At 59.1% G+C, this 23,848-nt stretch carries 19 protein-coding genes and 3 pseudogenes; 6 read left to right on the top strand and 16 right to left on the bottom strand.

Going from position 1 to position 23,848, the window contains the following annotated elements; genetic code table 11:
- Positions 1-14 precede the first annotated feature (14 nt).
- From QK293_RS14295 to QK293_RS14270, 6 genes and pseudogenes are all read left to right on the top strand, one after another.
- Positions 15-1,034, top strand: a pseudogene (locus QK293_RS14295) (RNA repair transcriptional activator RtcR family protein); the annotation flags it as partial.
- Positions 1,035-1,047: 13 nt separating this feature from the next.
- Positions 1,048-1,281: pseudogene (locus tag QK293_RS14290) on the top strand (DUF1445 domain-containing protein); the annotation flags it as partial.
- A gap of 253 nt (positions 1,282-1,534) precedes the next feature.
- Positions 1,535-2,095, top strand: a complete 561-nt coding sequence (locus tag QK293_RS14285; RefSeq protein WP_282377900.1) for a lipid-binding SYLF domain-containing protein — start codon at positions 1,535-1,537, stop codon at positions 2,093-2,095.
- A gap of 145 nt (positions 2,096-2,240) precedes the next feature.
- A complete protein-coding gene (locus QK293_RS14280; RefSeq protein ID WP_282377899.1) occupies positions 2,241-3,254 on the top strand; it encodes an ABC transporter substrate-binding protein in 1,014 nt (337 codons plus the stop codon).
- 20 nt (positions 3,255-3,274) lie between these two features.
- A pseudogene (locus QK293_RS14275) lies at positions 3,275-3,763 on the top strand (iron chelate uptake ABC transporter family permease subunit); the annotation flags it as partial.
- The gene (locus QK293_RS14270) at positions 3,760-4,551 is read left to right on the top strand and encodes an ABC transporter ATP-binding protein (RefSeq protein ID WP_282377898.1); all 792 of its coding nucleotides are present in this window, start codon (positions 3,760-3,762) and stop codon (positions 4,549-4,551) included. The pseudogene QK293_RS14275 and the gene QK293_RS14270, both read left to right, overlap by 4 nt.
- A gap of 64 nt (positions 4,552-4,615) precedes the next feature.
- Here QK293_RS14270 and QK293_RS14265 read toward each other — a convergent pair whose 3' ends face one another.
- The 16 genes from QK293_RS14265 to QK293_RS14190 form a co-directional block, all read right to left on the bottom strand.
- Positions 4,616-6,517 carry a potassium transporter Kup gene (locus QK293_RS14265; RefSeq protein ID WP_282377897.1) on the bottom strand — a complete coding sequence of 634 codons (1,902 nt, stop codon included), beginning with the start codon at positions 6,515-6,517 and terminating at the stop codon, positions 4,616-4,618.
- 257 nt (positions 6,518-6,774) lie between these two features.
- Positions 6,775-7,995: an organoarsenical effux MFS transporter ArsJ gene (gene arsJ, locus QK293_RS14260; RefSeq protein ID WP_282377896.1), complete on the bottom strand. Its 1,221-nt coding sequence runs from the start codon at positions 7,993-7,995 to the stop codon at positions 6,775-6,777.
- Between the two features lie 9 nt (positions 7,996-8,004).
- Positions 8,005-9,009, bottom strand: a complete 1,005-nt coding sequence (locus QK293_RS14255) for an ArsJ-associated glyceraldehyde-3-phosphate dehydrogenase (RefSeq protein WP_282377895.1) — start codon at positions 9,007-9,009, stop codon at positions 8,005-8,007.
- Between the two features lie 11 nt (positions 9,010-9,020).
- Positions 9,021-9,737: an arsenical resistance protein ArsH gene (arsH, locus tag QK293_RS14250; protein WP_282377894.1), complete on the bottom strand. Its 717-nt coding sequence runs from the start codon at positions 9,735-9,737 to the stop codon at positions 9,021-9,023.
- Positions 9,730-10,803: an ACR3 family arsenite efflux transporter gene (arsB, locus tag QK293_RS14245; RefSeq protein ID WP_282377893.1), complete on the bottom strand. Its 1,074-nt coding sequence runs from the start codon at positions 10,801-10,803 to the stop codon at positions 9,730-9,732. Before arsB ends, arsH begins: the two co-directional genes overlap by 8 nt.
- A gap of 17 nt (positions 10,804-10,820) precedes the next feature.
- The gene (locus tag QK293_RS14240; protein WP_282377892.1) at positions 10,821-11,291 is read right to left on the bottom strand and encodes an arsenate reductase ArsC; all 471 of its coding nucleotides are present in this window, start codon (positions 11,289-11,291) and stop codon (positions 10,821-10,823) included.
- A gap of 36 nt (positions 11,292-11,327) precedes the next feature.
- A complete protein-coding gene (locus QK293_RS14235) occupies positions 11,328-11,690 on the bottom strand; it encodes a metalloregulator ArsR/SmtB family transcription factor (RefSeq protein ID WP_282377891.1) in 363 nt (120 codons plus the stop codon).
- An 8-nt stretch (positions 11,691-11,698) separates the two neighbouring features.
- The gene (locus QK293_RS14230) at positions 11,699-12,112 is read right to left on the bottom strand and encodes an arsenate reductase ArsC (protein WP_282377890.1); all 414 of its coding nucleotides are present in this window, start codon (positions 12,110-12,112) and stop codon (positions 11,699-11,701) included.
- Positions 12,113-12,485: 373 nt separating this feature from the next.
- Positions 12,486-13,907: a mannose-1-phosphate guanylyltransferase/mannose-6-phosphate isomerase gene (locus tag QK293_RS14225; RefSeq protein WP_282377888.1), complete on the bottom strand. Its 1,422-nt coding sequence runs from the start codon at positions 13,905-13,907 to the stop codon at positions 12,486-12,488.
- A 134-nt stretch (positions 13,908-14,041) separates the two neighbouring features.
- Positions 14,042-15,133, bottom strand: a complete 1,092-nt coding sequence (locus tag QK293_RS14220; RefSeq protein WP_282377887.1) for a mannuronate-specific alginate lyase — start codon at positions 15,131-15,133, stop codon at positions 14,042-14,044.
- Positions 15,133-16,530, bottom strand: a complete 1,398-nt coding sequence (locus tag QK293_RS14215) for an alginate biosynthesis protein AlgX (protein WP_282377886.1) — start codon at positions 16,528-16,530, stop codon at positions 15,133-15,135. The genes QK293_RS14220 and QK293_RS14215 overlap by 1 nt, the downstream gene beginning before the upstream one ends.
- A gap of 11 nt (positions 16,531-16,541) precedes the next feature.
- Positions 16,542-18,059, bottom strand: coding sequence for a mannuronan 5-epimerase AlgG (gene algG / locus QK293_RS14210; protein ID WP_282377885.1), 1,518 nt, complete (start codon positions 18,057-18,059; stop codon positions 16,542-16,544).
- 86 nt (positions 18,060-18,145) lie between these two features.
- Complete coding sequence (locus QK293_RS14205; RefSeq protein WP_282377913.1) at positions 18,146-19,534, bottom strand: alginate export family protein; 1,389 nt, start codon at positions 19,532-19,534, stop codon at positions 18,146-18,148.
- Positions 19,535-19,575: 41 nt separating this feature from the next.
- Positions 19,576-20,976, bottom strand: coding sequence for an alginate biosynthesis protein AlgK (locus QK293_RS14200; protein ID WP_282377884.1), 1,401 nt, complete (start codon positions 20,974-20,976; stop codon positions 19,576-19,578).
- Positions 20,973-22,187, bottom strand: a complete 1,215-nt coding sequence (locus QK293_RS14195; protein WP_282377883.1) for an alginate biosynthesis protein Alg44 — start codon at positions 22,185-22,187, stop codon at positions 20,973-20,975. The genes QK293_RS14200 and QK293_RS14195 overlap by 4 nt, the downstream gene beginning before the upstream one ends.
- A 117-nt stretch (positions 22,188-22,304) precedes the next feature.
- Positions 22,305-23,786 carry a glycosyltransferase family 2 protein gene (locus QK293_RS14190; RefSeq protein ID WP_282377882.1) on the bottom strand — a complete coding sequence of 494 codons (1,482 nt, stop codon included), beginning with the start codon at positions 23,784-23,786 and terminating at the stop codon, positions 22,305-22,307.
- Positions 23,787-23,848: the final 62 nt, after the last annotated feature.

The following is a 23,848-nucleotide window of genomic DNA, read 5'->3' as shown; positions in this document are numbered from 1 at the left end:
AAGAGCGCGCCATCGGCACCCATGCCCTGATCGATCTTGACCTGTCGCGCTACGACCGCATCGCCACGCGGTTCGCCCATAAACGCCTGGAAGGCCTGGCCTTTCTCAAGTCCGGGATTGCCACTCGAAACGCAGCGCTTAACCGCTCCATCGAGCAGATCGAGCGCGTGGCGGTGCGTTCACAAGCGCCCATGCTGCTGATCGGCCCGACCGGTGCCGGCAAATCCTTTCTGGCCCGGCGCATCTATGAACTCAAGCGCAGTCGGCATCAGATGCAGGGTCGCTTTGTCGAAGTGAACTGCGCCACGTTGCGGGGTGATGGCGCCATGTCGACCCTCTTCGGCCACATCAAGGGTGCTTTCACCGGCGCGCAGAACGCCCGCGACGGCCTGTTGCGAGCGGCCGATGGAGGCATGCTGTTTCTCGATGAAATAGGGGAGTTGGGCGCGGATGAGCAAGCCATGCTGCTCAAAGCCATTGAGGAAAAACGCTTCTTTCCACTGGGGTCGGACAAGGAAGTGGAAAGCGACTTCCTGATCATCGCCGGCACCCACCGCGACCTGCGCAGCCGCGTGGCCGAAGGGCTGTTTCGCGAAGATTTGTATGCGCGAATCAATCTGTGGACGTTCGACCTTCCCGGTCTGGTCGGCCGACGCGAAGACATCGAGCCGAATATCGATTTCGAACTCGAGCGCCATGCCCGGGAACACGGTCAAATGGTGCGTTTCAACCTCGAAGCGCGGCGTCGTTATCTGGCATTCGCCAGCTCAAGTGAAGCGGCCTGGCTGGGCAACTTTCGAGAGCTGTCGGCCTCCATCACCCGCATGGCGACATTGGCCGACAGCGGGCGGATCGATGAAGCTCAGGTCGAGGAGGAAATTGACCGCCTGCGCTATGCCTGGGGCCTGGCTCAGCCAGACGACGGCCTGAACAGGTTGCTCGGTGAAAACCTCGTGATGGACCTGTTCGATCGCCTGCAACTCAAAGCCGTACTCGACGTATGCCGGCAGGCGGACAGCCTGTCCGATGCGGGGTGATCCGTACTTACGCAATCTCGGGATGTACCAGACCAGCATAGACACGCGCCCCACCGCTCGACTGAGTGGCAAACTGGTGGTCAGCATGCGACCGATGAAAGCGGCGGCGGCCATCCAGGCCATTCTAATCACCGCACACATGCCCAACGTTCACGGCGCCCCCGAGCACATCGGCGATCCGTCGCTGATCGGTATCCGCGCACTCAACTCCCCGGACTACGGCGATGCCGTACCCGTCGAAGCTGCAGGTTTTGGTAGCTTGACCGAGTCCGTCAGTAAAACTGAGGTCTCTGACGACGAACCCGGCCTCTGCGCAGAGGTCAAAGCAGGTGATGGCATCGCCAATGATCAACTGCCTCTGGCCTGTTTCATCCAAGGGCGAAGCCAGTGGTTCACACACTTTAGGGTGCGCCGGATAATTTCAGTAGGCTCGGACTCTGCCAGGGGCAGGCGCTGACTGCTGCTCACATCCAATGCTCCCGTATCGGAGTTCGAAAATGACTCAGTCAATGCGGTTCTTCCTATCGATCATCCTTGCGACAGCCTCACTGGCATCGGCGAGCTTCTTGAACACTGCAGGTGCAGCAACCGCCGAGGATCTGGATGTCGACTCTCGACAAGCGTTGCAGTCTCTCTACAAGGCCACGCCCTTTGCCGAAACCATTTCGCACAACGCCAAAGCGATACTTGTCTTCCCGAAAATCATCAAGGCGGGCCTTGTGTTTGGCGGCAGCTATGGCGAAGGCGTATTGATGAAGGGCAAGACAGTAGAGGGTTATTACAACTCCGTAACCGGGTCATGGGGGCTACAGGCAGGCGCCCAGTCGTATGGCTATGTGGTTTTCCTGATGACCGACAAAGCCGTGAACTATGTACGCGAAACCAAGGGCTGGGAAATCGGCGTAGGACCCACTGTTGTTGTGGTTGATGAAGGGGTGTCGAAGAATTTGTCCAGCTCGACGCTGAAGGACGATGCCTACGCGTTCATTTTCGACCAGCAGGGGTTAATGGCCGGGGTCAGCATCGAAGGAACCAAGATTTCCCTGATCAAGCGCTAAAGCCGACCGTTTGGCGCACGGATGCGCCAGACACAAAGTGTCGGTCAGTGGAGATAGTCGGCACTTCACTGCTTTAATGGCAGCGTTCGATGATGTGTTTCCAGTCCGTACCCCTGCTCTTGTACGGTCAAATGGAGATTGCGTCATGCTGCTGTCCCGCCTTGCCACCCTCGTCACCACCCTGGGTCTGTCCACCCTCGCCCATGCGGCCCCGACCCACTACCCCCTGACTGTCGAGAACTGTGGCAGCACGTTGACCTTTCAGCAGGCACCCAGCCGTGCCGTGACCATCGGCCAGGCGGGCACCGAAATGCTTTACGCCATGGGCCTTGGCAACACGCTGGTCGGCACTTCGCTGTGGTTCAACGAGGTGCTGGCCAAGTACAGGACAGAGAACGACACGATTGAACGCCTGGCCGATAACGAGCCAAGTTTCGAGGCGGTGATCGGCAAGCGTCCACAGCTGGTGGCCGTGGAGCTGGAGTGGATGGTCGGTCCGCAAGGCGCGGTCGGTACTCGCGACCAGTTTCACGAACTGAAAATCCCGACCTACTTGATGCCGACCGACTGCGAAGCCAAGGACAACCTGGTCGGTGCCGACGGCACACGTCTGGAGGCGTTTCGCATCGACAGCCTCTACAAAAGCATCAGCCAATTGGCTGAAATCTTCGATGTGCAGGAACGTGGCCAGCAGTTGAACGCCCAACTCAAGGCCAGTCTGGCCAAGTCCATTGCCACCGTACAGCACAAGGATCTGAAGCACACCAGTGCGCTGTTCTGGTTCTCCAGCGCCAGTCTGGATATCGACCCCTATGTCGCCGGGCACAAGGGCATTCCCGACTTCATGCTCAACACCTTGGGCGTGCGTAACGTTGTGGAGTCCGACGAAGAATGGCCAACCGTCGGCTGGGAAACCATCGCCAAGGCCAACCCGACCTTCCTGGTCATCGCACGCATGGATCGCCGTCGCTTCCCGGCTGACGACGATCAAAAGAAACTGGAGTTCCTGCGCAGCGACCCGGTGACCCGCAACATGGACGCCGTGAAATACAACCGCATCATCATCCTCGACGCCATGGCCATGCAGGCCAGCGTGAGAATGTTCGACGGCCTTGAAGCCCTGGCATCAGCCATCAGCGGCTACGACCTGCCGAAATGACCACGACGCTGATTCGTACGCTGCTGGCATTGCTGGGCCTCGGGGCGGGGCTGATTTCGCTGTCGGCCGGGGCGTTTGTCGGCGCCGTTGCCGCCTTCGCCGTGGTTGTTCTGCTGGCCCGCGCCAGTGGTTCAATCGGCGGTACCGGGCAGATCATCCTCGCGGGGATTGCCGGTTCGCAATTGTTCAATGCGTTCACCGCGTTTCTGATCACCAAGTCGGCCAGTTCCGAACAAGCCCGCGGCATCATGTTCTGGTTGCTGGGTAATCTCAGCGGCGTGCGCTGGCCATCGGTGTGGCTGTCGGTGCCCGTGGCATTGACCGGTCTCGCGGTGTGCCTGTGGCACCGTCGGGCGCTGGATGCCTTCATTTTTGTGTTTCTGATCGCCGCCGATGTGCTCTCCCGAACGCTGATCAAAGGCCAGGTGATCCCGGTCGACGTCATCACCGCACTGGTTGGCGCGCCGGTGTTCGCGTTGATCCTGATCGGTCGGAGGAATGCCCGATGAATGCTGCCTCGCCTGTTATCGGCGACTCCGTACTGCGTTGCTCCGGCCTCGGGTTCCATGTCCGCGACGCTGAGTTGCTGCACGGCATCCACCTGGACATCCGTCGTGGTGAAACCCTGGGCCTCGTCGGACCCAACGGTTCAGGAAAATCCACGCTGCTCAAACTGCTGGCCGGCGTGCGCGTCCCCAGCCGGGGAGACATCCACCTCAACGGCCAGTGCCTCAAGGCGCTGTCACGGCGAACCATCGCGCAAACCCTGGCGGTGGTAGAGCAACAGGCCGACACCTTGGATGCCATCAGTGTGTTTGACGCCGTAGCCCTGGGTCGAGCGCCGTGGCTGTCGGCCTTGAGCCCGTGGTCGAGCGAGGACGATGCCATCGTCCTGCAGGCGCTGCGCGACGTCGATGTGGCGCACCTGAAAAACCGAAACTGGCACAGTCTGTCCGGCGGTGAACGTCAGCGTGTCCACATCGCTCGCGCTTTGGCCCAGCGCCCGCAGATTCTGTTGCTGGACGGACCGACCAATCACTTGGATATCCAGCATCAACTCGCCATTCTAAAAGTTGTACAGGCTCTGTCGGTGACGACATTGATAGCCCTGCATGACTTGAATCAGGCGCTGATCTGTGATCGTTTGGCGGTACTGGATCGGGGGCGATTAGTGGCCCTCGGCAAACCACTTGAGGTGCTGACCCCGCAATGCTTGCAGGATACGTTCGGCGTACACGGGCATTACCTTGTCGATCCTTTCGACGGCGCGCAGATTCTGCGATTTCGCTCTGTTTGACTTGCTCTGGGGTATTCGGATATGCCGAACCTCAGGCGACTGGCAGAGGCGTCCTTGCTCATCCTTACATCTCCACCTGAGTCCCCAGCTCAATCACCCTGTTCAGTGGCAATTTGAAATACTTCAGGTTGCTGTTGGCGTTCTTCAGCAGAAACGCGAAAAGACTCTCCCGCCAGCGTGCCATACCAATGCGCTTGGTTGGGATCACCGTCTCTCGGCTCAGGAAATAGGTCGTGCGCATCGGGCTGAAATCCAGCTCAGACAAGTGACAGAGACTCAACGCTTGGGGTACATCGGGCTCCTCGATAAAACCAAAGTGCAGACTGACCCGGAAGAAGCCTTCCCCATAGGCTTCAACCTCAAACCGCCGGTCAGCACTCACGCGAGGACTGTCTTCGGACACCACGGTGAGCAGTACCACTTGCTCATGCAAAACCTGGTTATGCAGGAGATTGTGCAGTAGTGCATGCGGAACAGCATCTGCCCTGGCCGTCAGAAAAACCGCCGTGCCTTGTACGCGATGGGGAGGCTGCGTACGGATGCTGGCGATGAATAGCGGTAGTGGAAGCGCGGTTTCATCCAGCCGCTCAACAATAATCTTCCTGCCCCGCTTCCAGGTCGTCATCAAGATGAACAGACCAATGCCAGCGATCACCGGGAACGCACCGCCCTGAAAAATCTTCGGCGCATTGGCCGCGAAATACAGACCGTCCACCAGCAAAAATCCTAGCAGCATCGGGATGGCCAGCCAGCGCGGGGTTTTCCAAAGGAGCAGGACGACGGCCGAGGATAAGATTGTCGTGACCAACATGGTTCCCGTCACCGCGACTCCATAAGCGGCGGCCAAGGCACTGGATGACTCGAAACCGATCACCAGCAGCACGACACCGACCATCAACGCCCAGTTAACCGTGCCGATGTAGATCTGCCCCTGCTCCTGGCTGGAGGTGTGCTGGATAAACATGCGAGGAACGTAACCCAGCTGAATGGCCTGGCGAGTCAGGGAGAAAGCACCGGAGATCACCGCTTGAGAGGCGATGATGGTGGCCAGGGTGGAGAGCGCGACCATTGGCAGCAGTGCCCAGCTCGGCGCAAGCAGATAGAACGGATTACGCACAGCCTCCGGGTTCTCCAGGATCAAGGCACCCTGGCCAAAATAATTGAGTACCAGCCCCGGCAACACCAAAATGAACCATGCACGAGAAATCGGTTTGCGACCAAAGTGGCCCATGTCGGCATACAGTGCTTCAGCACCAGTCAATGCCAACACGACAGCGCCCAAAATCGCTACACCCATTCCCGGATGAACCACAAAGAACTGCACTGCCCAAGCAGGGTTAAGCGCTTGCAGCACTTCGGGACGCTGCAAAATACCGTAGATCCCAAGGGCACCCAACACCACAAACCACAGCACCATGACCGGGCCAAACAGGATGCCGATTCGAGCCGTGCCATGTTTCTGTATCAAGAACAGCGCCACCAGCACGATCACTGACAAGGGCACCACCCAGTGCTCTATTCCGTCAAACGCCAGCTGTAATCCTTCAACCGCAGAGAGCACCGAAATGGCCGGGGTGATCATGCTGTCCCCGTAAAAAAGTGCCGCACCGAACAGGCCGAGCAGCACCAGTACCTTGCTCATGTGCGGATAAGGTGCTGCTGCGCGGCGGGCTAACGCCGTCAACGCCATGATGCCGCCTTCGCCCTGGTTGTTGGCACGCAGGATGAACAGCACGTATTTGATCGAAACTACCCAGATCAGTGACCAGAAGATCAACGACAGAATGCCCAGCACGCCGTCGTGATTTACTTGAACGCCGTAATGGCCGGAAAATACTTCTTTCAGTGTGTAGAGGGGGCTGGTGCCAATGTCCCCGTAAACCACCCCGACGGCAGCGACGAGCAAGCCTACTCCTGAGGTTTTGGATTGGGAGTCTTCGTTTGCAACGGTCGCTTTCTCACTCAAGGGGCGCTTCTCTCAATTAGCGGGAAGTAACTGCACGCCATCCTTGGGCAATACATTTTTCCAGGGCCACGGAAAAGCGAGGCGCATGGACGATCTAAAAAAAATCGCGGCCAGTATCGTTGCGGGCAAAAACACCTACCGTAAAGAAAGCGTAAAAAAATTACGGCGGACTTACAACTTGCCTCCCACACTGCCTGCCTTACATCAATTGCCTGACTGCTGAGAGCGATGGGCTGCAAACCACTTTCAGTGTGACTTCACATCGTCTCGGTATGCCTCGGCAACCCGATGGAAATCAGTGCTGCGAGCAGCACGAAGGCGCTCGATATCCATAAACACGCCCCCAGCCCATACACCTGATAAACCCAGCCGGAGAGCACCGTGCCTATCAACCGTCCCATGGCGTTGGACATGTAATAAAACCCCACATCCAATGACACGCCATCTTCCTTGGCGTAGGACACGATCAGGTAGCTGTGCAGCGAGGAGTTCACCGCGAACAGCGCACCAAAGACCATCAATCCCCCGAGCAGTACCACCTGCTGTGACAATTCGGTGTTGAGCCCGAGAGCGATTGCCGCCGGCAGACCCGCCAGTGCAAGTGCCCACAGAAACGCCGCTCGACCATCCGGTACGTGCCCACGTTTCTTTCCGGTGATGTTGGGTGCGAAGGACTGCACGATGCCGTAGCCAATCACCCAGGCCGCAAGGAAGCCGCCAACCTTCCAGAAGTCCCAACCGAACACGCTGCTGAGGTAGACCGGCAAGGCCACCACAAACCAGACGTCGCGGGCACCGAAGAGGAACATCCGCGCCGCTGAAAGGATGTTGATTGCCCGACTCTTGGACAAGATGTCTCGAAACTTTGGCTTGGCTTTCGCTTTACCCAGGTCCTTCTTCAACAGGATCAAGCTGCTGATCCAGATCAGCGCCAGAACACCCGCCATGGCCAGCAATGCACCTTTGAAGCCGATCAATGCCAGCAAGGCTCCACCGAGAAAGAAGCCAACACCCTTGAGGGCGTTCTTCGAGCCGGTGAGGATGGCCACCCACTGGTAGAGCTTGCCCTGCTGCCCATCGGGGACCAGAAGCTTGATGGAGCTTTTGGCACTCATCTTGTTCAGGTCTTTGGCAATCCCCGACAGTGCCTGAGCGCCCATCACCCATGGAATGGTCAGCCAAGCTATCGGAACCGTCAACATCAGCAGCGCCGCGACCTGGATGCCCAGCCCGATGTTCATGGTCCGGTTCAGACCCAGCCGGGCGCCGAGGTAGCCACCCACCAGGTTGGTGATAACGCCGAAGAGTTCGTAGAACAGAAACAACGCCGCGATTTGAAGTGGGCTGTAGCCCAACGCGTGAAAGTGCAGCACCACCAACATGCGCAAGGCGCCGTCGGTAAGGGTGAAGGCCCAGTAGTTGCCCGTCACGAGCAGGTACTGCCGCACTTCCGGAGCGAGGGCTGACAACGCTTTCATGACCGCTCCTTAGACAGCAAGACCGACCATTTTGGCCAGTTCGACGGTGCGGTTGGCATAGCCCCATTCGTTGTCGTACCAGGCATAGAGTTTAACCTGAGTGCCGTTGATGACCATGGTCGACAGCGCATCGATGATCGATGAGCGCGGGTCGGTACGGTAGTCGATGGACACCAGTGGACGCGTCTCGAAACCGAGGATGTCCTTTAGCTCGTTCTCGGAAGCGTCCTTGAGGAGTTGATTCACCTCTTCGACAGTGGTGGCACGCTCGACTTCGAAGACGCAGTCCGTCAGCGAAGCGTTGGCCAGCGGCACGCGTACGGCGTGACCATTCAGGCGCCCACGCAGCTCCGGGAAAATTTCGGCAATGGCGGTGGCCGAGCCGGTACTGGTTGGAATCAGGCTCATGCCTGAAGCACGCGCACGCCGCAGATCCTTGTGCGGTTGATCGAGAATGCTTTGGGTGTTGGTCAGGTCATGGATAGTGGTGATCGATCCGTGGCGAATGCCCAGTTTCTCGTGGATGACTTTCACCACGGGCGCCAGACAGTTAGTGGTGCACGAAGCGGCAGTGACGATTCGATGCTCAGCCGGCTTGAACAGCTGATGGTTGACGCCCATGACGATGTTCAGCGCGCCTTTTTCCTTTACCGGGGCGCTGACCACCACACGTTTCACACCTTGGTCGAGGTAAGCCTGAAGCACAGCGACGGTCTTCATCTTGCCGCTGGCTTCAATCACCAGGTCGCAGCCCGACCAATCGGTGTCGGCAATCGCCTTGTTGGTCGTTACCTTGATTCGTTTGCCGTCGATGACGATGCTGTCGGCTTCGGAGTCGGCCTGGTAATTCCAACGGCCATGCACCGAGTCGAAGTTCAGCAGGTGCGCATGAGTCGCCGCGTCACCTGCCGGATCATTGATCTGCACGAATTCGAACTCTGGCCAGTTCCAGGCTGCTCGCAGCGCGAGGCGACCGATCCGACCGAAACCATTGATGCCAACTTTGATAGTCATGTTTCCCCCTTTCAAATGGAGCGCTGATTGACACGTTTCATGAGTTCTTCGGCCGATTCCTTGCGCTCGGAATAACGATCCACCAGATAGTCCTGACGGTCGCGAAGCAGCAGCGTGAATTTCACCAACTCTTCCATCACATCCACTACACGGTCGTAGAACGGAGAAGGTTTCATTCGGCCGTTGTCATCGAATTCCATGTAGGCCTTCGGTACGGAGGATTGGTTGGGGATGGTGAACATGCGCATCCACCGTCCCAGCACTCGCAGCTGATTGACCACGTTGAACGACTGCGAGCCACCGCACACCTGCATGACGGCGAGGGTTTTGCCCTGGGTCGGACGTACCGCGCCCATGGCCAGTGGCACCCAGTCGATCTGCGCTTTGAACACTGCGCTCATGGAGCCGTGACGTTCTGGAGAACACCAAACCTGCCCCTCGGACCACAGCATCAGCTCGCGCAGTTCCTTCACACGTGGATGATCGTCGGGAGCGTCATCGGGTAGCGGCAAACCTGACGGATTGAAAATCCGCGCCTCGGCGCCGAAGTGTTCCAGCAGTCGAGCGGCCTCCTCGACCATCAGGCGACTGAAGGAGCGCTCACGGGTCGATCCGTACAGCAGCAAAATGCGCGGCTTATGGATGGAGGTCTTTTCGATACCGAGTTTGTCTGTCGATGGGAGATCAACCAGTTCAGTATCGAGTTGGGGGATAGGGTCATCAAACATAGTCTTTGTCCTGCGCAACGGCGCTATTGGATTCATCGAACCAGCGGCGTTTCAACCAGAGGGCCACACCGACCAGAGAAATCAGTACCGGCACTTCTACCAACGGGCCAATCACCGTGGCGAAAGCGACCGGAGAAGCCAGGCCGAAGGTGGCAATGGCCACGGCAATCGCCAGTTCGAAGTTGTTGCTTGCGGCTGTAAAAGCCAGTGCGGTGGTGCGCGGATAGTCAGCCTTGAGCAGCTTGCCCATCCAGAAGCTGATGAAGAACATCACCACGAAGTAGATCGTCAGAGGGATCGCGATGCGCAATACATCCAATGGCAATTGCAGCACCACGTCACCCTTGAGGCTGAACATGGCCACGATGGTCAACAGCAGTGCCACCAGCGTCAGCGGGCTGATCTTTGGAATGAAGCGCTCCTGAAACCAAGCTTCACCTTTACGGGCGATGAGGATCTTGCGGGTCAGGAAGCCCGCCAGGAACGGCACACCCAGGTAGATCAGGACCGACTCGGCAATGCTGACGAAGCTGGTTTCAATCACACTGCCTTCCAGCCCGAACAGCGGCGGTAACAGCCCCAGAAAGATCCAGGCATACACGCTGAAAAACAGGATCTGGAAGATGCTGTTGAATGCCACCAGCCCGGCGACGTACTGATTGTTGCCACCCGCGATCTGATTCCAGACCAGCACCATCGCGATGCAACGAGCCAAGCCAATCAGGATCAGGCCCGTCATGTATTCCGGCTGGTCCCGCAAGAAGATGATCGCCAGCGCGAACATTAATACCGGTCCGATTACCCAGTTCTGCACCAAAGACAAAACAAGGATGCGCTTGTCCTTGAAGACTTCCGGCAGCTCCTCATAACGAACCTTGGCCAGAGGCGGATACATCATCACGATCAAGCCGATAGCGATGGGGATGTTGGTTGTGCCCACAGAAAGACTGTTGAGCCACTGCGGCCAGCCTTCGAACAGGCTCCCCAAACCGATGCCCAAGGCCATGGCGAAAAAAATCCACAGGGTCAGGTAACGGTCCAGGAAGGAAAGGCGGCTTTTACTCATGATCATTGCTCCTGTGATTACAGCGTGCCAATCAGGGCCAGCTCTGCCTTGAGCTGTTCGGCACTCAGTTGGGATAGCGGTAAAGCCAGGAAGGCTTCAATACGGATTTTGATCTGCTCCAAAGTGGCTTCAAAAGCCGCCTCGATTTCTTCTTGAGTACCGTGGTATTCCGAAGGGTCAGCCAGTCCCCAGTGGGCCTTGGTGGCCGGCCCGAAAAATACCGGACAGGCCTCACCGGCAGCCTTGTCGCATACCGTGATGACGAAATCAGGTGCCAAATTCACATGGGCATCGCTGGACTTACTGAACAGCCCAAGCGTCGAAATACCAGCGCTTTCCAAAGTCTTGAGACTCAACGGATGCACTTCGCCTTTGGGTTGACTGCCAGCGCTGTAGGCTTTCATGCCTTCCGGTGCCAAGTGATTGAAGACTGCTTCACAAAGGATGCTGCGGCAGCTATTGGCAGTGCAGAGGAACAGGATTTTCATCGAGCGATCTCGTAGTCGAAGGCGGAATCAGGCGATTTAGCTTTCACAGCAGGCGAGTGCCCGCTCGGGACGGTCACCCATCTCATCTAGCCGTTTGGCATCAGGGCTTAACCAGTGCTTGTTGCTTTCGAGCACGGTGGTCAGTACTTGATGAACCCAATCAGGGAGATTCGGGTGCAGTCGGTAATACACCCATTGGCCTTGCCGACGGTCCGACAGCAAACCGCAACCGCGCAGCTGCGCGAGGTGCCTGGATATTTTTGGCTGACTCTCATTCAACGCGCAGGTCAGCTCGCAAACACAAAGCTCTCCTTCACGGGTGATAAGCATCATCGTGCGGACCCGAGTGTCGTCGGCCAGGCATTTGAAAACAGTGGTCGGTGTCAGGTGGTCAGCCATATCGGTTCTCAGTGTTTGTTTTTGACCAAGACGAACATCTTGATGCGCTCATGAATTTCGTGAAGGGTGTGACGGAAGGCATCGGGTTTGATGCTGGTCACCGGGTCTTCAAAACTCCAGGCCAAGGCCTCACCGGCTCCAGGTAAAGACAGGCATTGCGCTGCGGATTTATCACACAAGGTGATGACGTAATCAAAACGCTCACCACGGAACTCGTCTATCGACTTGCTACGTAATCCTTCGGTGCTCACACCGATGTGTGAAAGCGCCTCAAAGGTGCGCGGATCTACCTGAGTCGGAACGGTGCCGGCGCTGAACGCCTCGAAATGCTCCGAATCGGTATGCCGCAGCAACGCTTGGGCCAACTGGGAGCGTGCAGCATTGGCGGTACAGACAAACAGGACACGGGCTTTGCTGGTCATAGTGAAATCTCAGCTCATGCGGTTTAACGAATATATGTTTTTCCGCATGCAAGATAAACACTCAGCGGTAAATTAATCCATTGAAGCGATAGGACGCCGCCATTCGCCTGCACTTAAAGCCACGCGCAATGGCGTGATATACGTAAATTGCTTGGGGGGGGGCGCTTCATAATATTTGAGGGGAAGTATATATGGTTTTTGTAATAAATATGTCATTCACGCAGAAATAGGCCACTCTCCTGGCACAGGGACTACCTGGACGTGCATAAGAAATAAGCAGTCAGCCCTAACCCGCCCCCGGTCGTAGAGGGCGGATTCGGTGGCTGCTCACTAGGCTTTTCAACAACCCGGCGAGGTACGAGGTGCGACGGGCTCAACTCTTGACCTGTTGGTTCCTGCCGTAGACATCTTCCAGGCGCTCGATATCGTCCTCACCCAGGTAACTGCCGGACTGCACCTCGATGATTTCCAGCGGGATCTTGCCGGGGTTGGACAGGCGATGCACCGAAGCGATCGGGATGTAGGTGGACTGGTTTTCAGTGAGCAGGAAGACCTTTTCGTTGCACGTCACCTGGGCGGTGCCGGACACCACGATCCAGTGTTCGGCACGGTGGTGATGCATCTGCAGGGAAAGCTGCGCGCCAGGTTTCACGGTGATGTGCTTGACTTGGTGACGGGTGCCGCTGTCCACCGAATCGTAACTGCCCCAGGGGCGATACACCGCGCAATGGCTCTGGGTTTCCGAGCGGCCTTTGGCATCGAGCGCATTGACCAGTTTTTTCACGTCCTGCACGGCATCGCGGTGCGCGACCATCAATGCATCCTTGGTTTCTATCACAACCAAATCGTCCAGCCCTAGCAGGGTCACCAGCTTGCTACTGCCATGCACGAAGCAATTGCGGCTGTTGTAGCTGACCACATCGCCCTTGAGCACATTGCCATCGGCGTCCTTGTCATGCACATCCCACAGCGAAGACCAACAACCGACATCACTCCAGCCAGCGCTTAGCGGGACGACGCAGGCGCGGCTGGTGCGCTCCATTACCGCATAGTCGATGGAGTTGTCCGGGCAGCATTCAAAGGTGACCCGATCGATACTGGTCACGCCTTCGCTGCTGCGGCTGCGCTCAAGGGCCAGCACGCAGGTGTCGTACATGTCGGGTTCGTGAGTGCGCAACTCGTCGAGATAGCGGCTGGCACGGAACAAGAACATGCCGCTGTTCCAGAAGTACTCGCCGGACCGGACAAGTTCGGTGGCGGTTTGCTGGTCGGGTTTCTCGATAAACTTCTCGACCTTGAAGGCGCCGGCGCCAGCATCACCGCAGGCGGCCTTGATATACCCAAAGCCGGTTTCCGGACGCGTCGCTGGAATGCCGAACAGCACCATATTGCCTTTGAGCGCCTCTTCCTGCGCATGTGACAGCGTGGCGCGCAAGGCGGGCACGTCACTGATCACATGGTCAGCCGGAAGCACTAGCAGCAGCTCATCGCGACCCTCGGCGATCAGCTTGAGGGCCGCCAGCGCCACCGCCGGTGCGGTATTGCGGCCGAAGGGTTCGAGCAGTATCGCCTGAGGCGTACAGCCGATGGCGGCGAGTTGTTCATTGACGATAAAGCGATGCTCCTGATTACAGACCACGATCGGCTTGCCGACACCCTCGAACGCCAGGCGCTGCAGGGTCTGCTGAAACAGCGACCCCTCGCCTGCCAGACTCAGGAATTGCTTGGGATACAATTTGCGCGACAACGGCCACAACCGCGAACCAGTGCCACCGGACAGAATGACTGGAATCATTTTCACTTTCCTCCCGCACCTTCATCACTCGACATGAAGGCTCTTCGAACAGCGAAGGATTGCCTTCCCTTTTGCAACACAAGCCCATTTACGAATGGCCCCACCGGGTATCCAGTGCGTATTGGCTGTTGCATTTATTCTTTCTGACCAGCAAATAGCTGGGTGATATCGCCGCCCAGGCGATAGGTTTTCATCGGTTCGATCGATTGGCGCCAGCGGTTGGTTTGCACCGAGCAGTCGTACAGCGCGCAGTAAGGTTCCAGCCAGGCAAACTTGCCGTCCTCGTTGAGGTCCTCGAGTTCTTGCTTGTAGCCGGTCTTGCGTTCAAACGAGCGTGGATCCTTGATCCCTTCCTCCACCCGCGCCGCCAGACGCCGCATGGCGCCGTGGTTTTCTTCGCGCAGGTCGATGTCATTGGCTCGGGCAAAGGCAGCGATCATCATCAGCGGCCCCATCGCGTAGTTGTGGTAAGCCAGTGCGCGGGTTTCGCGGCTCAGTTCGTTGGGCAGATAACCGTCTGCATCGACCTGGGAAGCGCCGATGCGGAACTGCGCTACCGACCAATCGAGCAGATCGCGCCGGTCGACCACCACCGAGGCCGCCATGACGGCCCAGGCCGCCCAATACTGGTGATTGTTCAGCCGGTCCAGCGGCTGGTCGCGCCAGTCCCGTACCACCTGATCGGCGACTTGGCCGATCCAGGCCTCGATCGGCCGGGTCTGCGCCTCGCGGCCCTTCAATGGCTGCGAACGCGAATACTTGAGCCGCAGATAGGCTGAAGAAATACTGCCCAGCGCCCATTTGCGCATCGACTTGCCGGTATGGGTGTAGGTGGTACTCAGCAGCGCCTGCGTCTTGGCCCATTCGCCCAGCCAGCTCAGGGTGCATTCCACATGGCCTGCGCGGCCGAGCCGTAAATAGGCTGCGACGTGTTTGTTGACGCCCTTCTCCAGTTCGTTGATATCGGCTGACATTTGCTTGTAGCGTTGGTTGGATTGCGCGTTGAACTGATCACGTGCCTTGCCAGAGCCCTCGTACTTGCTGGGGATCAACAGGTCACCGGTATAAGGTTTGGGTGCCGCCGGACAGCTCGGAGCGTCGCCATCTTTGTCCACGGCCGGCGCGTAATAGCCCTGCGGCGGGCGGAGTTGAGCGGCCGCCGCCTGCACGATCGGCCCCATCAAAATGAAGGCCACGCCAACGGCGGCCCAGTGCGCCTGACGCATCAGTGCCCCTCCATCTGCGCGGTGCGCAGGGATGGTGCCGCAGAGATGACTGGCTTGGCACACAAGCGGGCCGAGAGTTCCATGGAGGCCGTTCCAGGCGGTGGCTGCACATCCATTGAAAGAAAAGTCAGTTCGTCCCAGTCTGCATCGGCTCGCAGCTCAAAGGCGAAGCGGCCCTGGGTATTGACCGTCGGCGCACGGCTCAAGCTGATGTTTTCCTGGCGACCGTTCATGTAGGTCAGGGTCGCGCTCATCAGGTGCACGCCAGGATCGGCGAACTGAAGGTCGACCTGATAGCGATTGCCCTTGATCGGATACACCGTGCCGCCACCGCCGTTGAACAACACTTGATTGCGCCCGCTGTGCAAGGTCGAATGACTTTTGAGCAGCGGCGCCTGGTTGTCGCAGCCATCGCTCAGCGCCGCCATCGCCTGCCGGTAGAAGCTGGATTTCTGGATGCTGTCGAGATTATCGGTTTCCCACACCAGCACCGTCGGCGGGCGCTTCTGAAAGTCGTCGCCGAGCAGGTAGGCGATCAACGAATCATCGTAGCCACCGCCCGGAACACTGAAGTTGCTGACCGGCGTCTGTAGATACTGTTCGAGGAAACCGGCAAAGTTGAACGCCTCGCCGCTGGCGCTGGTACCGATCAATGCGACTTTGGCGGGAAGCTTGGAATCGCCTTGGGCCCGGGTTTGATAACGGGTGACAAACTGCGCCGCATAACCGTTGCCGCAGATCTGTGCGGCGACTTTTTGCAACGTGCCAGAGCGTCCCAGCAGGCCGGCTGGCTGGCTGGCAAAGACCTGATGCGGCAATGCCTTGAGCACATCGTTGCCCCTGAGCGCCTGGGCCACCAACTGTGCGCTGCGTTCGGCGCCATAGGGCGTCCAATTGTGATCGCCCTTGAAGTAGAAGGGCTGCCCCGCTGGCTGTGGCGCACTCAGCAGGTTGGTAAAGTCGGGGACCTGAACGCCCAAGTCACGCACCCGGACCAGCGTTTGCACGTAGTTCTGCCGGGCCTTGGCCTGATCGAATCTGGCCAGTTCCTGCGGCGTCAGGCGGTCGGCATGCAGCAAGCCGCGGCTGGGTGGCATCACCAGCACCAGCTCGACCCCGCGCTGGGCCAGCCCGTCGCGCAAGCGCTTGAGGGCCTTGTAACCGCTCTCATCGAGGCCGAAGTCAGTGCGGAAATCGCTTTGGGTGCGAAAGAGCCACTGGTCCTTGGCCTCCACCAGGGTCGCGTAGTTTTTCAGCGTCGGCTGCTCGTAAAGTGCCGCCTGCGCCGCTTGCGGGCACAGTTTGCAGCAGGCCTCGGCCGTGTACTCCGGCTGCGCCTGGACCCACGCCGGCACAGACAGCATGCATAGCGCGGCATACCCATGGATTGTCTTCATCAGCAGGCTCCTCAAAGTTTCACCGGCAGAATCAATGCGGCTTCACGGCGGCGCAGGAGAATGTCCATCAAGTCGCCCTGCACTTCCCCCAACAAACCGGTGAAGGCAAGGCCGTCCTGTTTCTGCGGCGCCAGAAAGGTCAAGTCGTAGAGTTCCAGACGCGAGGGTGAAAACACCGTGATAGGACTGGAACCGTTGCCGATCAGCTTGCCGCCGACCACGGTGAGCGACAGCTTGGCGTCGAAGGGGTCTTCCTTGAGATCGCGGTCGGTGCCGCGCAAATCCTTGATGTGGCCGTAGATGCCGGTCAGGGCATTGGCCATCAGCTCGTTTTCATACAGCCGCACACCGGTACTGTTACGCACCCGAATCCCATGGCGGTTATTGTCGATTGCGCGGTTGCGCCAGAGCAGGTTATTGCCGCTCTCATACAGGGTTATGCCGTCGGAGTGGTTTTTGTAGGATTCGTTGTAGGCCAGCAGGTTATTGACGCTGGAACGGTCCAGGACAATGCCCGACAGGTGATTGTTGTAGGCGCGGTTGTAGATGATCCAACTGTCATTGACCTCGCGCGAGAGGATAATGCCGTGCTTCTTGCGGGTACCGAAGGCATCGTTGTGGGCAATGATCAACCGGCGCGAACGATCGTGCGGGTCGATGCCATAGACGATGTTGTCGCGATAGGCATTGCCGAGAATCACCACGTCGTCGGCCTCATAGCAATAGAAGCCGTACCAGTTGTCGACGAACTCCGAATTGAGCAGCCAGCCGGTCGGTCGTTTACGTTTCATCTTCGGCGCCATGCTCGGGCTGTACTGGGAAATACTCACCCCATAACTTTTGCTCGCGGTGTAGCCGAAGCTGGCGATGGTGCTGTTGACGATGTAGGTCTCGGTGCCACCCCAAGACACCAGGAAGGGTCGGAACTCGCCCTCTTTCTTGTACCAGGCCGGGCTGTTGTTCTTCTCGCTCCAGGCGCTGACCTTGGTGTCGGTGATAAACAGCTTGCCGTCATTGACCAGGAAGGAACCGCCCTCCTGGGACAATCGCAATTCCTTGACCGACTTGTCGATATGCAGGGTCCCGCCGGGACGTATGACGATTGGCAAGCGTGCCAGAAACACCCCCGGCGCAGTTTCGCGCAAGGCCGTCGGTGGCAGGCTGCGCGCCAGTTGCGTCAGGCTCATGTAGCCACGGTCGATGAAGATCGCCACCGGCATTCGCTGCTGGCGCACCACCCACTCCTTGAGTCGCTCCTTGCCGCCGATGAACTCGTCGAGCGAGTTTTCCTTGAGCATCGGCTGGATCAAGGCACGGCCGGCGGGCTTGTAGGAAATCTTCGCCATGGCTGCCTCGGCCGTATAGCCGGACAGGTCGGGGATCTTCGGCTCGCTGATCAGCAAAGGCTTTCCCGGAGCCTCGCTGATGGTATAGCGCGGCGGTTCGACGAGACCCGCCGCGCTGACACCCGCGGCCTGCACCAACAGCAGTCCGGCGAGCAACAGCGTGATCTTGACGACACTGTCCATAAGTCTCACCCATCAAAATAAATGCAATCTGGTGTGATAAAGGCGTTGTTGCCCACAATGGCATCACTGCGGGCAACAACCCGGACCTAGATTTTCCAAACGAAATCAATGAACGCCCGGTGCATGCTCGAATCGGTGTCGCTGGCGTAAGCGTCGCCCGTGAAGAACACGCCGAGGCGCAAGCGGACCAGTGCCGAGGGTTCGTCAACCCAATCCACCATGCTCGCGGGCAACAGACCCTGCTTGAAGTACTTGGTCATGACCAGGTCGACTTCCTGGCCCAAGTCCTTCTCACCGTCCACCAGAGCCGCATTGATGATCCCGTCGTCGCCAGTGTCCTGCTGGTCGTCGACCCGCCAGAAGCGGTGGTAGACGAGGCTGGCGTCATAGTCCTCGCGCAACTGCCAGGAGCCGAACACGGTAGCCACCTGGAGGTTGCTCAGTTCACCGCGAAAGGCTTCACCGAAGCGGTGTACGCGCGAACGCGTGCCGGTGTAGTTCGAGCGGTTGCTCTGCAGGCCGGTTTGCTGGAACTGATTCTCCTGGTCGCGACCACCGCCGTCGCCGCGGGCCGCGGCCGCACCGAGGCGCCAGCTCTCATCGATGTTCCAGCGCAAACCCAAGTCTGCGGCCCAGGCGTTGACGTCGCCACTGGTGTGGCCCGTCGCGACCCGATCGCCGTCAGGGCCCACCACGGTGGTGAGGGTGTCGCGATCGCCGGTCAGCCAGGTTGCGTTGAGCCAGTAATTGACCGGCATCGTCGAGCGATAGTTGTAGCCGTCACCGTTCGCTTCGAGGCCGACCCAGGTCAGGCTGCCGGTGTTGGTCTTGTCAAGTGCATCGATCTGCTCGCCGGCGTCGGGCAGATTGCCGCTGTCCTCTGAGTGATGTACCCGCAGGCCTACCCAATTATTGGGCGTCCATTGCGTAGAGATGTCGGCGAAGGCATGGGAACGATCTTCGTCTTCGGGCGACAGGTCGTCCACATCGGTGCGGTAGTCGGAAAAGCGTTGAGCAGCGCCAAGGTGGGAGCGCAGCAGAGTGGTTTCGAAGGTCCAGTTGAGCGCTTCGATGTTGGTGTCCATCCACTCGCCACTGTCCTCACGCAGACGCTGGCGCCCCAGACGCAGATGCTCGCCCGGATAAGCGGTGATGCCCGCATAATCGACCCAGAACTCGCGCATCGCGAGGTAGCTGTCATCCGTCTCACGGGCGTTAGTGGCGTCGACACCGTTGTTGATCGTATCGGTATCGATGGTATCGGTCGCGGCTACCGCCTGCCCCATCGCATAGGCACTCCAGTTTCCCCACTGGCCAAAGGCCCAAGGGCGCACGTCGATGCCGATACCGTTGACCGTGCCACCGGACGCGGTGCCCAGGTCACGGTCCTCCTGCGACTCAGCGGTAATCTTCACATCCAGACCGAAGTTCTTCGGTGCCACTTCCGCCGCCAGCACCAGACCGACGCTGCACATCAGCGAAACCCCAAGACCACATCCTGCCAACAATGCTTGCTTCATAGTAAGTCCTGTCCATTTTCCGGAGTTTGCAACCTGGCTAAAGCCGCGCCCGTCAGACGGGCCTGGGCTTCTTCCTCAAGCAAGGGCTGCGCGATTTTCCTTTCTGCCGGGGTCAGCCCCGACTGCAGGGCCGACAGTACTGGCTCTGCATTTACCACGCCCTGGCGTTGCGCGAGTTGCGCAAAGACAAAAGCATTGACCCGATTGACCTTGATCCCACGGGAGTCGGAAAACATGTGGGCCAGGGCCAGGTCGGCGTTGGTTGAGCCGTTGCGGGCTGCCAGCAACAAATGTAGCAGCGCTTTCTGTGGTTCGACCTGGCCCAGATAACCGCGCCGGTACAACTGGCCCAGGTAGTAATGCGCCCCGACTTCACCGGCCGCGGTCGCCTTGAGCAAATGCTCTTCAGCCAGGCGCGGATCCTGTGGCAACCATTTGCCGAGGTAATACAGCCGCCCGGTCAGCAGTTCCGCCCGTGGGTCGCCCGCCTCGCGTCCGCGTTGCAAGGCCGAAAGCAATTGCGGCGCATCGCCTTGCACGGGATAGTCGTTGATCAACCGTGCGAGGCTGGTCCAGGCCGGCGCATAGACCGGTGCCAGTTCCTCGAGCAGGCGCTGGGCGCTTTGCGGGTCGGCCGGGCCTTCGAGGGCTGGCGAGGACAGAACGCGCGCCACCGACTCGACCCGCAAGGGCGCTACTCGTCCCTCGCGCCAACCCTGGCGCAACTGCGCCAGCAAGTCCGCTTGCGCCTTGGGCTGGGCGCGCATTCGGTTGATGGTGGCCAGCTCCACATAACAGGCATCGAGTACCGCCAGCCGCGCCCGGCACATCTGCTCGATCTGCGGCAGGTGAGCCTTATAAGTGCCCTGATTGCGGTATATCAGAATCTGCGCCAGGTCCGCCTCGACAATGCCCTGGGCGCGCCAACTGTCGACCTTCTGCTGCGGTTCCACCACAGGCGCCATTCGCGGGTAGCCCAGGTACAACAACGTCAGCGGCACCACCGCAGTGAACTCGCCTTTATCCAGCGCGCCTTCCAACAATTGCCGGGCCTCGTGCACTTGCTGGGGATCACTCGGGCTCTGACGCAGCAACAGACGGCCCAGACGTGACTGCGCCTTGACCGATTCCGGCGCGGCCTGCCGGTACAAGACTTCCGCCTCTTTCAGGCTTGTCGGGTCACCCGCCGACGCCGTCAAGTCGCCCATCCCGGCCTGGGCATCGGCATAGCCGTCTTCCGCCAGCGCCGCGTAGTGCTTGCGTGCTGTTTCATAATCGCCGCGCAACATGGCCTCGCGCGCCACCCCCTGATCCGGCAGGGTGCCACACCCATGACTCATCGTCAGAGCAGCGGCCAGCGCAGAAAACCGCAGCCCCGATCGCCATACGCCGTTCATTTTCCGGCCGCCATGACTTTATTCTCCCAGGCGCTCTTCACCCAGGTGTTGGCCGCCACGGCATTCTGCACCCAGACATTGTCCTGCAGATCTTCGACACTGACCTCCACCGGACGCCCGCCCAGTTCGGTCCGCAACGGGCTGTCAGGCTCAATGGTCACCCGCAGGTCGGAGGCCAGGCCACCGTTGTCCAGCGCCACGGCGGCGATTTTGCCCGTGCGTGGCTGTTCTTCTCCGATCAGTTGAAAGCTCACTGACTTGCCAGGCTGGATCTTGGCAAAATTCTTATAGGGGAAGCGCGCTTCGATGGTTGCCACACCGTCGATCGGCATCAACTCGTACACCGTGGTGCCCTTGCCGACGACCTGCCCGTCCGGCACCAACTGCGCCACCACCCGGCAATCGCAAGGGCTGGTCAGCGAACCTTGCAGGGTGCGGCTGAACAGGCGCTCAAGGTTTTCCGGGGTCGCCTGCCCGGGCGGCAGATTGCCTTTCATCACATCCAGCAGCGAGGCAGAAAAGGTCGCCAGTGGGGCTCCCTTGGACACCACCGCGCCCACCTTGACCAACGAATTGACGCTGCCGTCGCGCGGCAGGCCGATCAACTGACCGGGCACATTGACCCGCGCCGATTCGGCGTGAGTGACGAAATAAATGCCATACAACTGGTTCAGCACATAACCAAAGGCAACCAGTCCCACCAGAAACATCAGCAGGCTCACCGTGGTCGCCCGCAATCGTGCGAAAAAGCCCATGCCATTGCCGCTTTCGTGCTTTCGCGGCTTGGTGAAGTTGTCGCGTTGTTGGGTCGCGAGCATGTCACCCAGGCTGATCACCCCTCCCGAGAGGTAGGAGGTGATCAGATAACGCAATGCGGAGATCGCGCGCGGAGGCAGGTTGTGGAACTCGCAACCCACCCGCAGTCCCTCGCTGCTGACCGAGCGCACGACAAATTCCACGTCGATGGCAAACCCCAGCGCATCGACCTGGAACACCAGTTTGCCTTTGTGATGGCGGCCCGCGATCAGTGGAGTGTCCGGCTGACTCAGGCTGAAGCCACCGGCCGACAAGTCGATCAGTTCGCAATCGAACTTCTCCCGGTCCGGCCCATTAAACTTGATCCGTGCCGGTAGATTCAGCCGCGCATGCTGACGCTGCACCTCTGACTCATGCACGACATTGTCATCAACAGCAAAAACGGCTGTGTTCATAACGCGTCCCTTCCCATCCACGATTCAGACCGATCCGGCAGGTCAGTGCCGGTGCTCACCTCTATTTTTTACCGTCGAGCAGACCGACACGGCACGCCGACTACCCTGATACCCGCGTTACACCACCCACATCAGCAGCGCGCAAAACACACTGCCGGCCGAAAAGGTCATGGCCCGCGACGACCAGGTATTGAACCAGCGCTGATAGCTGGCCAGCCCGCGGTCGAGTCTGGTTTTCTGGCGCGTCCACGATTGCCGGTCGAGGCGGAAGAACACATAGATCTTCACCATGGCGCCGACCAACTGGTTGTAATAGATAATCAGTGGATAAGCCGGCCCGACCGGGTGCCCCGAAGCCAGCAACAGCAGACTCAGGATCAAGCGCGTCACGCCGATCCAGAGCACATAGATCAGCAGGTAGGCCACGCTGTATTTGAGGCTGGCAATGATCGCTATTGACGGCCCGAGCAGGCTGGCCCACATCGATACGCGTTGGTCGAACAGCACCAGCGAGGTGAACCAGCCCAACCGCTGCACGCCCAGGTGCAGGGCCCGCGAGTTCTGCCGCAGGTTATTGCCATACCAGCGGAACATCAGCTTGCGGCTGGCCTTGAAGAAGCTCTTTTCCGGTGGGTGCTCAACCGTGTTGATCGCCGCATCGGGCACATAAAAGGTGTCGTAGCCCAGCCGCATCAGACTGTACCAACTGGACTTGTCATCACCGGTCAGGAAGCGGAAACGCCCCAGGCGCCAGTGCTGCAGATAATCGCTCTCAACGTCTTGAATAAAGCCGGGGTCGGTCACCACCTGGGCGCGGAACACCGACATCCGCCCGGTCATTGTCAGCACTCGCTTGCCCAGTGCCATCGAACACATATTGATGTGCCGCTGGGCGAACCGCAGCTTGTGCCATTGGCTCATCAGGTAGCTTCCGCGCACCTCGCAGAACTCATTGGTGGTCAGCCCGCCGACTTTCGGGAACAGCTTGAACCAGGGCACGGTCTGACGCACGAGCCCGGGCGAAAGCACGGTGTCGCCATCGACCACCGCCACCACCGCATCGGCATCCGGCAAATGCCGGGAGATCGCCCGAAAACCATGGGCCAGGCCATCGCGCTTACCGGTGCCGGGAATCCGCACGAAGCTCAGCTTGACCTGCTCCGGCGGGGTATAGCTGTCCCAGAGCGCTTTGATCAGCAGTTCATCGGCCAGCTCGACGATGGAACAGACCACCGTGGTCGGGTAGCCACAACCAATGGCCTCTTCGATCACCGAGCGGTAGACCTGCGCCGTGGTCAACGCATCGATACGAAAACTGGTGACCAGCAAAAACACTTGCGACGGATCGGCACTTCTGCCCAGCCTGGTGACTTTGCGTCTGTAATAAGGGAATACCAGATAAAGGAACAGCACCCCCCGCAGGTAATGGATCGCGCCCATCGAATAACGCCAGATACCGACCGCCCCCAGCAACAGGAGAAAGTCCCTGGATTCGGGATCAAGCACTGTGCGCGGCAGCAACAGTGCAAGCCCCATCAGCGCGGTGACGTAGAACAACCAGCCCGCCGCTTCGCGCAAGTAAACCCTGGAATCAGCCATAGATGTGAGCCCTGTTCGATAAACCCATGTTGCTCGGGGCGCACCAGCTCCGCGCCCCGCTC

The sequence above is a fragment of the Pseudomonas sp. AL03 genome, assembly GCF_029960815.1.
Lineage (GTDB): Bacteria > Pseudomonadota > Gammaproteobacteria > Pseudomonadales > Pseudomonadaceae > Aquipseudomonas.
The sequence above is the reverse complement of the archived record's forward strand: the minus strand, read 5'-3'. Positions and strand labels throughout refer to the sequence as shown.

Bases quoted from the DNA above. Each gene is read 5' to 3' on its own strand.
- QK293_RS14235 (WP_282377891.1), bottom strand. From the start codon at position 11,690: ATGGCTGACCACCTGACACCGACCACTGTTTTCAAATGCCTGGCCGAC.
- QK293_RS14255 (WP_282377895.1), bottom strand. From the start codon at position 9,009: ATGACTATCAAAGTTGGCATCAATGGTTTCGGTCGGATCGGTCGCCTC.
- QK293_RS14195 (WP_282377883.1), bottom strand. From the start codon at position 22,187: ATGAACACAGCCGTTTTTGCTGTTGATGACAATGTCGTGCATGAGTCA.
- QK293_RS14220 (WP_282377887.1), bottom strand. From the start codon at position 15,133: ATGCGTCAGGCGCACTGGGCCGCCGTTGGCGTGGCCTTCATTTTGATG.
- QK293_RS14205 (WP_282377913.1), bottom strand. From the start codon at position 19,534: ATGTGCAGCGTCGGTCTGGTGCTGGCGGCGGAAGTGGCACCGAAGAAC.
- algG (WP_282377885.1), bottom strand. From the start codon at position 18,059: ATGGACAGTGTCGTCAAGATCACGCTGTTGCTCGCCGGACTGCTGTTG.
- arsH (WP_282377894.1), bottom strand. From the start codon at position 9,737: ATGTTTGATGACCCTATCCCCCAACTCGATACTGAACTGGTTGATCTC.
- QK293_RS14270 (WP_282377898.1), top strand. From the start codon at position 3,760: ATGAATGCTGCCTCGCCTGTTATCGGCGACTCCGTACTGCGTTGCTCC.
- arsJ (WP_282377896.1), bottom strand. From the start codon at position 7,995: ATGAAAGCGTTGTCAGCCCTCGCTCCGGAAGTGCGGCAGTACCTGCTC.
- QK293_RS14190 (WP_282377882.1), bottom strand. From the start codon at position 23,786: ATGGCTGATTCCAGGGTTTACTTGCGCGAAGCGGCGGGCTGGTTGTTC.
- QK293_RS14285 (WP_282377900.1), top strand. From the start codon at position 1,535: ATGACTCAGTCAATGCGGTTCTTCCTATCGATCATCCTTGCGACAGCC.
- QK293_RS14225 (WP_282377888.1), bottom strand. From the start codon at position 13,907: ATGATTCCAGTCATTCTGTCCGGTGGCACTGGTTCGCGGTTGTGGCCG.
- QK293_RS14280 (WP_282377899.1), top strand. From the start codon at position 2,241: ATGCTGCTGTCCCGCCTTGCCACCCTCGTCACCACCCTGGGTCTGTCC.
- QK293_RS14240 (WP_282377892.1), bottom strand. From the start codon at position 11,291: ATGAAAATCCTGTTCCTCTGCACTGCCAATAGCTGCCGCAGCATCCTT.
- QK293_RS14230 (WP_282377890.1), bottom strand. From the start codon at position 12,112: ATGACCAGCAAAGCCCGTGTCCTGTTTGTCTGTACCGCCAATGCTGCA.
- arsB (WP_282377893.1), bottom strand. From the start codon at position 10,803: ATGAGTAAAAGCCGCCTTTCCTTCCTGGACCGTTACCTGACCCTGTGG.
- QK293_RS14200 (WP_282377884.1), bottom strand. From the start codon at position 20,976: ATGAACGGCGTATGGCGATCGGGGCTGCGGTTTTCTGCGCTGGCCGCT.
- QK293_RS14215 (WP_282377886.1), bottom strand. From the start codon at position 16,530: ATGAAGACAATCCATGGGTATGCCGCGCTATGCATGCTGTCTGTGCCG.